Origin of the sequence: Citrobacter koseri ATCC BAA-895 (assembly GCF_000018045.1) — a bacterium.
Classification (GTDB): Bacteria; Pseudomonadota; Gammaproteobacteria; order Enterobacterales; family Enterobacteriaceae; genus Citrobacter_B; species Citrobacter_B koseri.
Genome location: NC_009792.1, coordinates 3,831,250 through 3,845,085, shown reverse-complemented (window position 1 = coordinate 3,845,085; position 13,836 = coordinate 3,831,250). Strand labels below are relative to the sequence as shown.

Genomic DNA, 13,836 nt, shown 5'->3' with positions numbered 1-13,836 from the left:
GCCGGATACGCTTTGTAGGCCTGATAAGACGCGTCAGCGTTGCCATCAGGCATTGCCAGTTGCCGGATGGCGGCTGTCGCCTTATCCGGCCTACGTTGGTGACAATTTTCAGGATATTCCAATGAATCAAATCGATCGCCTGCTTGGCATTATGCAACGCTTGCGCGACCCGGAAAACGGCTGCCCGTGGGACAAAGAGCAGACGTTTGCCACCATTGCGCCGTATACCCTTGAAGAAACCTATGAAGTGCTCGACGCCATTGCCCGTGAGGACTTTGACGACCTGCGCGGAGAGCTGGGCGATCTGCTGTTTCAGGTCGTGTTTTATGCGCAGATGGCGCAGGAAGAAGGGCGCTTTGACTTTAATGATATTTGCGCCGCCATCAGCGATAAACTGGAACGTCGCCACCCACACGTCTTTGCGGACGTAGCCGCTCACAACAGTACCGAGGTATTAGCCCGCTGGGAGCAAATCAAAACCGAAGAGCGCGCGCAGAAAGCGCAGCATTCGGCGCTGGATGATATTCCCCGCAGCTTACCGGCGTTAATGCGCGCGCAAAAAATCCAGAAACGCTGTTCGAACGTCGGCTTTGACTGGACGACGTTAGGGCCGGTTGTCGATAAGGTGTATGAAGAGATCGACGAGGTCATGTTCGAGGCGCGGCAGGCTGTCGTAGACCAGGCTAAACTGGAGGAGGAAATGGGCGACCTGCTCTTTGCCACCGTCAATATGGCGCGTCATTTAGGGACAAAAGCAGAGACCGCGTTACAAAAAGCCAATGAAAAGTTCGAACGGCGTTTTCGTGAAGTTGAGCGGATTGTTGCGGCGCGAGGCCTGGAAATGACGGGAGTTGATCTGGAAACAATGGAAGAAGTCTGGCAGCAGGTAAAACGCCAGGAAATTGATCTCTAACGAATTTAGGCAGTCAAGGGCGTTTTGTGTGATTTTTTAAATAACAAGCTCTTGATTTACGTCAAAAACATTTACCCCAAAGGGGCTATTTTCTCTTTCCGTTATGTTGATGAAACACCTTGTATACTGCCTCTTCGAGTTATTCGAGTCGCAACAAGGCGGCGACTGAAAGAATCCCCAGGAACATAGAAATGCGATGTGACTGGGGGGAGTGAAGGAAGCTAACACTGGTGCGGCTTGAAGAACGAAGGAGAGGGGATAATGAAAGTTTGTGGCGTACGCCATGTTCGGGTATACTGCTTTCCCGTCCTGGTTATTCCATCGTCTTTTAAACCTAACTTCTCAGGTTCAGCATGACAACGAACTATATTTTTGTGACCGGCGGGGTCGTATCCTCTCTGGGTAAAGGCATTGCCGCAGCCTCCCTCGCAGCCATTCTTGAAGCCCGTGGCCTCAACGTGACCATCATGAAACTGGATCCGTACATCAACGTCGATCCTGGTACTATGAGTCCAATCCAACACGGGGAAGTGTTCGTTACTGAAGACGGCGCCGAAACCGATCTGGACCTGGGTCACTATGAGCGCTTCATTCGCACCAAGATGAGCCGCCGCAACAACTTCACCACGGGTCGTATTTACTCTGACGTTCTGCGTAAAGAACGCCGTGGCGACTATCTGGGCGCAACCGTACAGGTTATCCCGCACATCACCAACGCGATTAAAGAGCGCATCATCGAAGGCGGCGAAGGCCACGACGTGGTGCTGGTCGAAATCGGCGGTACTGTCGGTGATATCGAGTCCCTGCCGTTCCTGGAAGCGATTCGTCAACTGGCGGTTGATATCGGTCGTGAGCACGCGCTGTTTATGCACCTGACGCTGGTGCCGTACATGGCCGCGGCAGGCGAAGTCAAAACGAAACCGACGCAGCACTCCGTTAAAGAACTGCTCTCCATCGGTATCCAGCCGGATATTCTGATCTGCCGTTCCGATCGCGCCGTTCCGGCCAATGAGCGTGCGAAGATTGCATTGTTCTGTAACGTTGCTGAAAAGGCCGTTATTTCTCTGAAAGACGTCGATTCTATTTATAAAATTCCGGGCATGTTGAAATCTCAGGGCCTGGACGATTATATTTGTAAACGATTCAGCTTAGACTGCCCGGAAGCGAACCTGGCCGAATGGGAACAGGTTATCTACGAAGAAGCGAACCCGGCGGGCGAAGTGACTATCGGTATGGTCGGCAAGTACATTGAACTGCCGGATGCCTATAAGTCGGTGATTGAAGCGCTGAAACACGGTGGCCTGAAGAACCGTGTCACCGTCAACATCAAGCTGATCGATTCGCAGGATGTTGAAACGCGCGGCGTCGAAATTCTGAAAGATTTGGACGCTATCCTGATCCCTGGCGGCTTCGGCTACCGTGGCGTTGAAGGTAAGGTCGCGACGGCGCGTTATGCGCGTGAAAACAATATTCCTTATCTGGGTATTTGCCTGGGTATGCAGGTTGCGCTGATTGAGTTTGCGCGCAACGTAGCGGGTATGGAAAACGCCAACTCAACGGAATTTGTGCCAGACTGTAAGTACCCTGTTGTGGCGCTGATTACCGAGTGGCGTGACGAGAACGGCAACGTTGAAGTCCGTACGGAGAAGAGCGATCTGGGTGGCACCATGCGTCTTGGCGCGCAGATGTGTCAGCTTTCCGATGAGAGCCTGGTTCGCCAGATGTACGGTACGCCGACAATCACTGAGCGCCATCGTCACCGCTATGAAGTCAACAACATGTTGTTGAACCAAATTGAAGCTGCGGGTCTGCGCATTGCGGGCCGTTCCGGGGATGATCAGTTGGTCGAGATCATCGAAGTGCCGAACCATCCGTGGTTCGTTGCCTGTCAATTCCACCCGGAATTTACTTCAACGCCGCGTGACGGGCATCCGCTGTTTGCAGGCTTTGTGAAAGCCGCCAGCGAATATCAGAAGCGTCAGGCGAAGTAAGAAGTAAAAAAAGTTAGAACGGCAACGCGTACCAAAGGTACGCGTTGTTTGTCTGGAGTTTTAGTTTAACTTGTACTGAGGAAAACCTAATGTCCAAAATCGTTAAAGTCATCGGTCGTGAAATCATCGACTCCCGTGGTAACCCGACTGTTGAAGCCGAAGTACACCTGGAAGGTGGTTTCGTTGGTATGGCAGCCGCTCCGTCAGGTGCTTCTACGGGTTCCCGCGAAGCGCTGGAACTGCGCGATGGCGACAAATCCCGTTTCCTGGGTAAAGGCGTAACCAAAGCTGTTGCAGCGGTTAACGGCCCGATCGCTCAGGCAATCCTTGGCAAAGACGCCAAAGATCAGGCTGGCATTGATAAAATCATGATCGACCTGGATGGTACTGAAAACAAATCTAACTTCGGTGCGAACGCGATCCTGGCTGTGTCTCTGGCTAACGCCAAAGCCGCTGCGGCCTCTAAAGGTCAGCCGCTGTACGAGCACATCGCTGAACTGAACGGCACCCCGGGTAAATACTCCATGCCGGTTCCGATGATGAACATCATCAACGGCGGCGAGCACGCTGACAACAACGTTGATATCCAGGAATTCATGATTCAGCCGGTTGGCGCTAAAACCCTGAAAGAAGCAGTGCGTATGGGTTCTGAAGTGTTCCACAACCTGGCTAAAGTTCTGAAAGCTAAAGGTATGAACACTGCTGTTGGTGACGAAGGCGGCTATGCGCCGAACCTGGGCTCCAACGCTGAAGCACTGGCTGTTATCGCTGAAGCGGTTAAAGCTGCTGGCTACGAGCTGGGCAAAGACATCACTCTGGCGATGGACTGCGCAGCATCTGAATTCTACAAAGACGGCAAATACGTTCTGGCTGGCGAAGGCAACAAAGCATTCACCTCTGAAGAATTCACTCACTTCCTGGAAGACCTGACCAAACAGTACCCGATCGTTTCCATCGAAGACGGTCTGGACGAGTCTGACTGGGACGGTTTCGCATACCAGACCAAAGTGCTGGGCGACAAAATCCAGCTGGTTGGTGACGACCTGTTCGTAACCAACACCAAGATCCTGAAAGAAGGTATCGACAAAGGCATCGTTAACTCCATCCTGATCAAATTCAACCAGATCGGTTCTCTGACCGAAACGCTGGCTGCTATCAAGATGGCGAAAGACGCTGGCTACACTGCCGTTATCTCTCACCGTTCTGGCGAAACTGAAGACGCGACCATCGCTGACTTGGCTGTTGGTACCGCAGCAGGCCAGATCAAAACCGGTTCTATGAGCCGTTCTGACCGTGTTGCTAAATACAACCAGCTGATTCGTATCGAAGAAGCGCTGGGCGAAAAAGCGCCGTACAACGGTCGTAAAGAGATCAAAGGTCAGGCGTAATCCTGCTCTTCACTCTTAACGTAAAAAACCCGCTCCGGCGGGTTTTTTTATGGCGTGCGTTTGGCGCAGTTGCTGTGCATGACCTTAGCGAGGCTTTCTGCGATAATCACTGATTATCCCCTTAACAGAGAATGCTATGCAGTACCCGATTAACGAGATGTTCCAGACCCTGCAAGGTGAGGGTTACTTTACCGGCGTCCCCGCCATTTTTATCCGTTTACAGGGATGCCCGGTTGGCTGTGCCTGGTGCGATACCAAACACACCTGGGATAAGCTTGAAGATCGGGAAGTGTCGTTATACAGCATCCTGGCGAAGACCAAAGAGAGCGACAAGTGGGGCGCGGCAAGTAGTGAAGACCTGCTGGCGGTGATAAGCCGACAGGGGTATACCGCGCGTCATGTCGTGATCACCGGCGGAGAGCCCTGTATCCATGACCTGATGCCATTGACCGATTTACTTGAGAAGAATGGATTCAGCTGTCAGATTGAAACCAGCGGTACCCACGAGGTGCGCTGTACGCCGAATACCTGGGTGACGGTCTCGCCGAAGGTGAATATGCGCGGTGGCTATGATGTCCTGTCGCAGGCGCTGGAGCGTGCGAATGAAATCAAGCACCCTGTTGGTCGCGTCCGTGATATTGAAGCGCTGGATGAGCTATTGGCGACGCTGAGCGACGATAAGCCGCGAATCATTGCCTTGCAGCCAATCAGCCAGAAAGAAGACGCGACGCGTCTGTGCATTGAAACCTGTATCGTGCGTAACTGGCGCTTATCAATGCAGACGCACAAATATCTGAATATTGCGTGATAAAAAATCGTTAGCGCGCTTGCCGGGGGCGCTTCGCTTGCCCGGCCTACGGTCATACTCATTTGTAGGCCGGATAAGACGCAACGCGTCGCCATCCGGCACGTTCGCCCGTTCATTTACAGGCCGGATAAGACGCGAGATAAGGAATGCTACGCGTTCGACCAGCTTTGAATCGAATCGACGTTATCCAGATTGCCATGCAGCACTTCATACGACTTTTTCAAAATCACATCGGTGTATTGCGTTAAGTCGCGGAAAATCCCTTTATTCAGTGCGTCATAGCGTCTGGCATTGCTCTCTATCGGCATAAACACATCTTTTACCCGCACCATTTTTTCAACCGCGGTCTCATAGTTCGGGTACAGACCAAGCCCTATGGCCGTGTTAATTGCCGCTCCCAGACTCGCGCAACCATTTATCACATTGCGTCTGGCGGGGAGATTGAACACATCGGCAAAGATTTGCATAAACAGGTCGCTATTCGAACCACCCCCGGTGATGATCACATGTTTAGCAAAGTGGTTCATTTCATTGCACATATTGTCGTAGTTGTTTTTCAGCGTCAGCGCAACGCTCTCCAGAATAGAACGGTAAATCCATGCGTAATCCATGCTGGAATCAAAGCCGATCATGATTCCTCGCTTGAACGGTTCCCAGGGATTGGTTAGCCAGTCGAGAACCGTCATTAAACCGTTACAGCCAGGCGGTACGCCGGCCGCTTTCTTATTGAGTAAATCTTCCGGCGACAGCCCCTGTGCTTTGGCGTCCTGAATCAGTGATTCGCCCAACATATCCCGCAGCCAACTGACCGTCCACATGCCTTTACGAATACCGTAGCCTTCATAGAGCAGGGTTTCGGGAATAGAAGACATAATCGGCCAGTAAGCGACCGGATCTTTGGGGAGCGCTTTGCCGTTCATCATCAGGGCGATATAGGTGCCTAATGAGATAACTGCGGTTTCATCGTCCAGCAATCCTGCGCCCAGTGCTTCCACCGGTTTGTCGCTGGTAGTGCAGACCACGGGCAAGCCGACAGGGAAACCCGTTGCCAGGGCGGCGGCTTCAGTCAGATGACCAAGCACGCTTCCCGGCATCTGGACGTCAAACAGCATCCTGCGCGGAATGTTGAACTTCTTCATCACCTCATCGTCATCGCTCCACGCCCAGGTTTTGTAATCCACCGGCCACTGCCCAAAGTAGTTGGCGATATTGTCTTTAAACTCACCGGTTAAGCGATGCGACAGATAACCTGAAAATGAGGTGACATAAGCCACATCGGGGTTGGTATGCTCGTAGGGACGGGTTACGCGCGCGTCCTGCCAGCTAATCAGCGGAGCTGCGGGCGTGCCGTCGGCTTTTAATAATGCGCGACAGCAACGGATGGAACCCAGACCGATTCCAGCAATGTCTTTTCTGTCACCCGAAAACTGACTCATCAGGTCTTGCCCTGCGGAGCATAAAGACGTCCATAAATCATCATCAGGATGTTCTGCCGTATTGGCATCGGGTGTATACATGGGCTGTAACAATCCTTTCCCTTCGCACACCACATTCCCTTCGAGATCGTACATCACGACCTTCGTACTCTGACTTCCGCCATCAATTCCAATGATGTATTTCTTCGACATTGTCATTCTCCTTAATTTTCTCTCTTCACTCGCCGGAGGCTTCTGCGGCCAGCGATGTCATCTTTTCCGGTGTGGCGTTAGCGGTACGAATTTTGCGAAAGAGCAAAAAGGTAAACAGAATCACCATACACAGCGCCGCCAGTCCCATCAGCCACATGTTGCGATAGGCTTCCGCTGCCGGGAGCGTGTCCTGCCAGTGGCCTACGATCGGATAAACAAAAACGTCGGGTAGAAAACCGATAACCGAGCAGATACCTACCGTCGTTCCCATGATGTAAGACGGCGTTCTGGCTTCACCAGGGCAGGCCCAGTAAAGCCCGCGTGAGGCGTAGCAGGTGAAGCCCAACAGCAGAATCAGGCCGATCCCCATCACGACAGACTGTGGATTTGAGTTGGTGGCCAGCAGCGCAATAAGCGCGACGGCTCCGACAATGGAGAGAAGCTGAATGACGCGCGTCGGCGATTTAATTTTGCTGTAAGTGGTAATGATGCCGCCCAGCGGGCCACAGATAGCGCGGAAAATTTTGTTGATCACAATGCCCATGTAACTCGCGGCGACCAGCGACATGCCATACATTTCGGTCAGGTAGTTGGTGGAGTAGCTGAGGATGGCATAGATCGTAAAGACACCGAAGATGACCATGCTGCAATACCAGGTGGTGCTGATGCGTAACACGGCCAGAATATCGCTGAGCTGGAATGATTTTTTCTCTTCTTTTGCCGCGCTGCTGTGATGATGACCATCGCTGACGAAGAACCAGCACAGGATACCCAGCAGGATATAGACCACGCTGTAAATCAGAATCACCGTTTTCAGGCTGTTGCTGTCATCCGGCGCGAAGCGAGAAAAGACCCACATGGTAAACACTGCCAGCGACATCACGCCGACGCCGCGCAGCCCTTCCATCCAGCCCATAATTTTGCCTTGTTCACTGTGATCGCCAAGCAGCGACGCGGCTTTAATGGATACGGACCACAGCATCAGGATTGTCGTAATCGCGAACGCGACCTGAATGCACAGCATGACCCATAGCGGTGGATACGTCGCCATGACCAGACCGAGTAGTCCGGTAATAATCATTGCGGAGGTAATCATTTTGCGATGGGAAAATTTATCGGCGATGATTCCGCTGGGCGCATAAAGAATAATAGCAGCAACACCAAAGGTACTCATTATTAGCCCTATTTCGGTATTGCTAAATCCCATAAATTTTGCCATGGGAATTTGATATATATAGCGTAAATAAGCCAGATCAAAACTGACGCCACCGCTAAAACTAATAATGGCGAGGGTTATCCAGCGGCGATATGAGTTGTGTTGCATATCGAATTCCCATTTGTAATGGACAAAAAAAAGAGAAAAGTAAGCCGCCTTTTCAGGAGGATTACTTTTCTCAGGTCTCTAGTAATTACGTTAGAAATAGCATGGAAGGGCAGCTTATAGTGTGAGAATAATCACGCTTCTTGTTTTTTACCATAATTACAAAGCGAACGGTTCATCTGTGATTACGATCACATTAGATGTCTGGAGGTTGTGCTAAAAATTTACGCCAGTTACCAGAGATAATGAGAAAGGTAACTTCCCTCTCGCGGGGGAAGTTACCTTTCTTTTTTTTTTGCCTGAAGGAATTTGGAGCCAACTATGTCGATCGAATCTCTCAATGCATTCTCAATGGATTTTTTCTCCCTGAAAGGGAAAACGGCAATTGTAACGGGCGGGAACAGTGGTCTGGGTCAGGCTTTCGCGATGGCGCTGGCGAAAGCCGGAGCCAATCTTTTTATTCCCAGCTTCGTAAAGGATAACGGTGAAACGAAAGAACTCATTGAAGCACAAGGTGTTGAAGTGGCGTTCATGCAAGTGGACATCACCGAGAAAGGCGCGCCGCAGAAGATTATTGCCGCCTGCTGCGAGCGTTTTGGCACGGTAGATATTCTGGTGAACAACGCCGGGATCTGTAAGCTGAATAAGGTTCTGGACTTTGGCCGCGCGGACTGGGACCCGATGATTGATGTTAACCTGACTGCGGCGTTTGAGCTGAGCTATGAAGCGGCAAAAATTATGATCCCACAAAATAGCGGGAAAATTATTAATATCTGCTCTTTGTTCTCTTATCTTGGCGGGCAGTGGTCTCCGGCTTATTCAGCAACCAAGCATGCGCTTGCTGGTTTTACCAAAGCATATTGCGATGAGCTTGGGCAATATAATATTCAGGTTAACGGTATTGCGCCGGGTTATTATGCCACTGATATTACGCTGGCAACCCGCAGTAACCCGGAAACTAATCAGCGTGTATTGGATCATATTCCGGCCAATCGTTGGGGTGATACTCAGGATCTTATGGGGGCGGCGATATTCCTCGCCAGTCAGGCATCAAATTATGTTAATGGTCATCTTTTGGTTGTCGATGGCGGTTATCTGGTGCGTTAATTTTAATATCGGTGGTTTCTGGTTTTTATTTTATTCTGCATTGACTATCAGGAAGGATTTATTATGTCATTATCCCGTGAAGCGATTGTTGACCAGTTAAAAGAAATTGTGGGTTCCGGGCGTGTTATTACGGATGAAACCGTATTAAAGAAAAACAGTATTGACCGTTTTCGCAAATATGCGGATATTCACGGCGTTTACACGCTGCCCATTCCGGCGGCCGTGGTTAAGCTCGGTTCGACGGAGCAGGTCTCTCGTGTTCTGGCATTCATGAATCAGCATAAAATCAATGGCGTGCCGCGTACCGGCGCATCTGCGACGGAAGGCGGTCTGGAAACTGTCGTCAAAGATTCTGTGGTGCTGGACGGCGCAGGGATGAATCAAATCCTGAGTATTGATATCGAAAACATGCAGGCAACCGCGCAATGTGGCGTACCGCTTGAGATTCTGGAAAACGCGCTGCGTGAAAAAGGCTATACCACCGGGCACTCGCCGCAGTCTAAGCCGCTGGCGCAGATGGGCGGTCTGGTCGCCACCCGCAGTATCGGCCAGTTCTCCACGCTGTACGGCGCGATTGAAGATATGGTGGTGGGGCTGGAAGCCGTGCTGGCGGACGGAACCATTACCCGCATCAAAAACGTGCCTCGCCGGGCGGCCGGGCCGGATATCCGCCATATCATCATTGGGAACGAAGGCGCGCTGTGCTACATCACTGAAGTCACAGTGAAAATCTTTAAGTTCACGCCCGAAAACAACCTCTACTACGGCTATGTGCTGGACGACATGAAAACCGGTTTCGACATCCTGCGTGAAGTCATGGTGGAAGGCTATCGCCCCTCCATTGCGCGCCTGTACGACGCCGAAGATGGAACCCAGCACTTCACGCATTTTGCCGACGGCAAATGTGTGCTGATTTTTATGGCTGAAGGCAATCCGCGACTGGCGCAAGCCACCGGCGAAGGGATTGCAGAGATCGTGGCGCGCTACCCGCAGTGCCAGCGGGTGGACAGCAAACTTATCGAAAACTGGTTCAACCATCTGAACTGGGGGCCGGAAAAAGTGGCTGCCGAACGCGTACAGATCCTGAAAACCGGCAATATGGGCTTTACGACGGAAGTATCTGGTTGCTGGAGCTGCATCCATCAAATCTACGAAAGCGTGATCAACCGTATCCGTACCGAGTTCCCGCATGCGGACGATATCACCATGCTGGGCGGCCACTCTTCTCACAGCTATATCAACGGCACCAACATGTATTTTGTGTATGACTACAACGTGGTGGACTGCAAGCCGGAAGAGGAGATTGATAAATACCATAACCCGCTCAACAAGATCATCTGCGAAGAGACGATCCGTCTTGGCGGCTCAATGGTGCATCACCACGGCATTGGTAAGCACCGCGTTCACTGGAGCAAGCTGGAACACGGTAGCGCCTGGCCGCTGCTGGAAGGTCTCAAGCGCCAGTTTGATCCAAACGGTATTATGAATACAGGCACGATCTACCCGATTGAAAAATAGAGAGTTATACGCAAAATCCTTTAAGCTGCATCAGGCAGCTTAAAGGGCGAAGCGTATAAACGGCTTCTCAACCGGGAAGCCGCGACTTTACCGGACAATGAAGGGGCTACGATGAACACTTCACCGGTGCGAATGGATGATTTACCGCTGAATGGTTTTCATTGCCGCATTGCTGCGCTGACATTCGGCGCGCATTTGACCGATGGCTATGTATTAGGCGTCGTCGGCTATGCCATGATCCAACTGACCCCCGCCATGCAACTGACGCCTTTTATGGAAGGGATGATTGGCGGCTCGGCGCTGGTTGGACTTTTTCTCGGTAGCCTGATCCTGGGATGGGTATCTGATTATATCGGGCGTCAGAAAATTTTTACCTTCAGCTTTATGCTGATAACCATCGCCTCTTTCCTACAGTTTTTTGCCACAACGCCGGAACAGCTTATTGGCTTGCGCATTCTGATTGGTATCGGCCTTGGCGGTGACTACTCGGTTGGTCATACATTGCTGGCTGAATTTGCGCCGCGTCGCCATCGGGGAATATTACTGGGCGCATTCAGTGTGGTGTGGACTATCGGCTATGTTCTGGCGAGCCTGGTGGGGCATCATTTTATTCAGGAAACGCCGGATGCCTGGCGCTGGCTGCTGGCATCGGCATCATTACCCGCGCTGTGCATTACGTTCTTACGCTGGGGAACGCCGGAGTCGCCTCGCTGGCTGATGCGTCAGGGGCGGATAACAGAAGCGTATGCGATTGTGCACCGCTATTTTGGCACGCATGTGCTGCTCGGCGATGAGGTGGCGGCGCCGACGAGCAGACATATCAAAACGCTATTTTCAACGCATTACTGGCGAAGAACCGCGTTTAACAGCGTGTTCTTTGTCTGCCTGGTGATCCCGTGGTTTGTGATTTACACCTGGCTTCCCACCATTGCACAAACGATCGGTCTTGAAAATGCGCTAACCGCCAGCCTGATGCTTAACGCGCTGCTGATTGTTGGCGCGCTGCTGGGGCTGTTGTTAACACACCTGTTGGCGCACCGCCAATTTCTGCTCGGCAGTTTTATGCTGCTCGCCGCGACGCTTGTCGTCATGGCTTGTTTACCGGCGGGAAGCAGCCTGACGCTGTTGCTGTTTGTGTTGTTCAGTACCACCATTTCTGCCGTCAGCAATCTGGTGGGGGTTCTGCCTGCGGAAAGCTTCCCGACGGATATTCGTTCCCTGGGCGTCGGGTTTGCCACGGCAATGAGCCGATTAGGGGCGGCGATCAGCACCAGTTTGTTGCCCTGGACGCTGGCGCAGTGGGGAATGCAGGTTACGCTATTACTGCTGGCTGGGGTATTAGTCATCGGATTTGTGGTGACCTGGCTGTGGGCGCCGGAAACCAAGGCGCTGCCGCTGGTGGCTGCCGGGAGTGTGGACAAAAGACAGGGAGGTGTGAATGAACATTCTGTTAGCGTTTAAGGCAGAGCCCGATCCCGGTATGTTGGCGGAGAAAGACTGGCAGGCGGCGACGGCGGATACCCACGGCCCGGATGTCTCCTTGCTGCGTTGCTCCCCAGGTGCGGATGAACAGGCGGCGGCAGCGTTGCTGCTGGCTCAGCGCAATGGGGGCTGTGAGATGACGTTGACTGCGTTAAGCATCGGCGATGAGCGGGCGCTCCACTGGTTACGTTATTTTGTCGCGCTGGGTTTTGAGACGCCGGTGTTGCTGGAGACGACGGCAGACCTGCGGTTTGCTCCCGAATTTGTCGCCAGGAACATTGCCGACTGGCAGCGTAATCACGGTGCGGATCTGATTATAACGGGCTGTCAGAGTAGCGAGGGTCAGAACAGTCAGACGCCATTTCTGGTTGCTGAAATGCTGGCGTGGCCCTGTTTTACCCAGGTGGAGCGTTTTACGCTTGAGCCTCCTTTTATTGTGGTTGAGCAGCGAACGATGACCGGGCTTCGGCGTTGTCGGGTACGGTTCCCGGCCGTCATCGCCGTCAGGCAGTGTGGTGAAGTGGCGCTTCCCGTACCGGGGATGCGCCAGCGTCTGGCGGCGGCGAAAGCAGACGTCGTGCGTCGGAGCGTTGTGGTTGAGACAACACCAGCGGTTCAGTGCCTGCGTCTGGAGAGACCGGAACAGCGGCGGCATGCAACGATTATCAGCGGCGCGACGGCACAGGAAAAAGCCCGGAGGCTATGGGCGGATTATTTGCGCCAGAGGATGCCGTCATGAAAATTGCTATCATTACTGACTCGCATGAGTGTGCGGCGATGGCGAGCTGGATCGCAGAGAATGCGCTTTGCACCGCAGAACTGGAGCGCTGGATTATCGATCCCGTGCCGGATGTTGCAGAGCAGGTGCTGGATGCGCTGGCGGCGCAATGGCTGCGGACACCTGTTGATATGCTGATCTTTCCGGCAGGTAGTCCGGGCGATGAACTGGCGACGCGACTCGCCTGGCGTCTGCATGGCGGCAGCCTCTGTCAGGTTCAGGCTGTGGATGTGCGACAAGGCCTGGTGAAAAAATCCCATTGGGGGAATGCGCTGACGGCAACGTTGCAAATTACCGCGCGCCCTTTGTGCCTGTCGCTGGCGCGACAGCCGGAGGTGAGCACTTCTGGTCATTCCTTGCCTGTGATGACGGAATATCTGATTACCCCCACGGCGCCCCCCGACTGGCTGGATAAGGTGGAAAGCGTAAATAGCGTCACTACCCATCCTTTGTTACGTGCCGGGCGCGTACTGGTGGTTGGGCAAGGGGGAAGTGAAGCGGATGCAGATAAGATTACCGCGCTTGGTCAGGCGCTTGATGCTGAGGTAGGGTACAGCCGTGCGCGGGTGATGAACGGCGGTTTTGATGCCGATCGCGTGACTGGAATATCGGGGCATCTGCTGTCGCCGGATGTCTGTATCGTGGCTGGCGCGTCAGGGGCGGCGGCGTTGATGGCCGGAGTACGCCAGAGCCGTTTTGTTGTGGCGATAAACCACGATGCCAGCGCGCCGGTTTTTTCGCAGGCGGATGTCGGGATTGTCGATGACTGGCTACCGGTGCTGGAAGAGTTGGTCCGCTGCAAAAATGCCTGATGGCGCTACGCTTATCAGGCCTACGTGTAGGCTACAAAATGCCTGATGGCACTATGCTTATCAGGCCTACGTGTAGGCCGGATAAGACGA

Annotated in this window: 11 protein-coding genes; 9 read left to right on the top strand and 2 right to left on the bottom strand. The window is 52.8% G+C overall.

Annotated features, from left to right (window positions below; translation table 11 throughout):
• Positions 1-121: 121 nt before the first annotated feature.
• From mazG to queE, 4 genes are all read left to right on the top strand, one after another.
• Entirely contained in the window at positions 122-913 is a 792-nt protein-coding gene (mazG, locus tag CKO_RS17705; RefSeq protein ID WP_012134891.1) for a nucleoside triphosphate pyrophosphohydrolase, read from the top strand.
• Positions 914-1,266: 353 nt separating this feature from the next.
• On the top strand, positions 1,267-2,904 hold the full coding sequence (gene pyrG / locus CKO_RS17700; protein WP_012134890.1) for a glutamine hydrolyzing CTP synthase: 1,638 nt from the start codon (positions 1,267-1,269) through the stop codon (positions 2,902-2,904).
• An 89-nt stretch (positions 2,905-2,993) separates the two neighbouring features.
• Positions 2,994-4,292 (top strand): phosphopyruvate hydratase, encoded by a 1,299-nt coding sequence (gene eno / locus CKO_RS17695; RefSeq protein WP_012134889.1) that lies wholly within the window; start codon positions 2,994-2,996, stop codon positions 4,290-4,292.
• A 136-nt stretch (positions 4,293-4,428) separates the two neighbouring features.
• Positions 4,429-5,100: a 7-carboxy-7-deazaguanine synthase QueE gene (queE, locus tag CKO_RS17690; protein WP_012134888.1), complete on the top strand. Its 672-nt coding sequence runs from the start codon at positions 4,429-4,431 to the stop codon at positions 5,098-5,100.
• Positions 5,101-5,249: 149 nt separating this feature from the next.
• Here queE and CKO_RS17685 read toward each other — a convergent pair whose 3' ends face one another.
• Both CKO_RS17685 and CKO_RS17680 read right to left on the bottom strand, forming a co-directional pair.
• Entirely contained in the window at positions 5,250-6,728 is a 1,479-nt protein-coding gene (locus CKO_RS17685; protein WP_024130901.1) for an FGGY-family carbohydrate kinase, read from the bottom strand.
• Between the two features lie 25 nt (positions 6,729-6,753).
• Complete coding sequence (locus tag CKO_RS17680; protein WP_012134886.1) at positions 6,754-8,052, bottom strand: MFS transporter; 1,299 nt, start codon at positions 8,050-8,052, stop codon at positions 6,754-6,756.
• Positions 8,053-8,370: 318 nt separating this feature from the next.
• Between CKO_RS17680 and CKO_RS17675 the strand changes: the two genes are divergently transcribed.
• From CKO_RS17675 to CKO_RS17655, 5 genes are all read left to right on the top strand, one after another.
• Positions 8,371-9,156, top strand: coding sequence for an SDR family oxidoreductase (locus CKO_RS17675; RefSeq protein ID WP_012134885.1), 786 nt, complete (start codon positions 8,371-8,373; stop codon positions 9,154-9,156).
• 63 nt (positions 9,157-9,219) lie between these two features.
• On the top strand, positions 9,220-10,674 hold the full coding sequence (locus tag CKO_RS17670; RefSeq protein WP_012134883.1) for an FAD-binding oxidoreductase: 1,455 nt from the start codon (positions 9,220-9,222) through the stop codon (positions 10,672-10,674).
• A 111-nt stretch (positions 10,675-10,785) separates the two neighbouring features.
• Positions 10,786-12,135 (top strand): MFS transporter, encoded by a 1,350-nt coding sequence (locus CKO_RS17665; protein ID WP_024130900.1) that lies wholly within the window; start codon positions 10,786-10,788, stop codon positions 12,133-12,135.
• Positions 12,113-12,895: an adenine nucleotide alpha hydrolase family protein gene (locus CKO_RS17660; protein ID WP_012134881.1), complete on the top strand. Its 783-nt coding sequence runs from the start codon at positions 12,113-12,115 to the stop codon at positions 12,893-12,895. The genes CKO_RS17665 and CKO_RS17660 overlap by 23 nt, the downstream gene beginning before the upstream one ends.
• Positions 12,892-13,746, top strand: coding sequence for an electron transfer flavoprotein subunit alpha/FixB family protein (locus tag CKO_RS17655; RefSeq protein WP_012134880.1), 855 nt, complete (start codon positions 12,892-12,894; stop codon positions 13,744-13,746). Before CKO_RS17660 ends, CKO_RS17655 begins: the two co-directional genes overlap by 4 nt.
• The last annotated feature ends 90 nt before the right edge of the window (positions 13,747-13,836 follow it).

Excerpts from the sequence above, each read along its gene's own strand:
- mazG (WP_012134891.1), top strand. The coding sequence starts at position 122 with ATGAATCAAATCGATCGCCTGCTTGGCATTATGCAACGCTTGCGCGAC.
- pyrG (WP_012134890.1), top strand. The coding sequence starts at position 1,267 with ATGACAACGAACTATATTTTTGTGACCGGCGGGGTCGTATCCTCTCTG.
- eno (WP_012134889.1), top strand. The coding sequence starts at position 2,994 with ATGTCCAAAATCGTTAAAGTCATCGGTCGTGAAATCATCGACTCCCGT.
- queE (WP_012134888.1), top strand. The coding sequence starts at position 4,429 with ATGCAGTACCCGATTAACGAGATGTTCCAGACCCTGCAAGGTGAGGGT.
- CKO_RS17685 (WP_024130901.1), bottom strand. The coding sequence starts at position 6,728 with ATGTCGAAGAAATACATCATTGGAATTGATGGCGGAAGTCAGAGTACG.
- CKO_RS17680 (WP_012134886.1), bottom strand. The coding sequence starts at position 8,052 with ATGCAACACAACTCATATCGCCGCTGGATAACCCTCGCCATTATTAGT.
- CKO_RS17675 (WP_012134885.1), top strand. The coding sequence starts at position 8,371 with ATGTCGATCGAATCTCTCAATGCATTCTCAATGGATTTTTTCTCCCTG.
- CKO_RS17670 (WP_012134883.1), top strand. The coding sequence starts at position 9,220 with ATGTCATTATCCCGTGAAGCGATTGTTGACCAGTTAAAAGAAATTGTG.
- CKO_RS17665 (WP_024130900.1), top strand. The coding sequence starts at position 10,786 with ATGAACACTTCACCGGTGCGAATGGATGATTTACCGCTGAATGGTTTT.
- CKO_RS17660 (WP_012134881.1), top strand. The coding sequence starts at position 12,113 with ATGAACATTCTGTTAGCGTTTAAGGCAGAGCCCGATCCCGGTATGTTG.
- CKO_RS17655 (WP_012134880.1), top strand. The coding sequence starts at position 12,892 with ATGAAAATTGCTATCATTACTGACTCGCATGAGTGTGCGGCGATGGCG.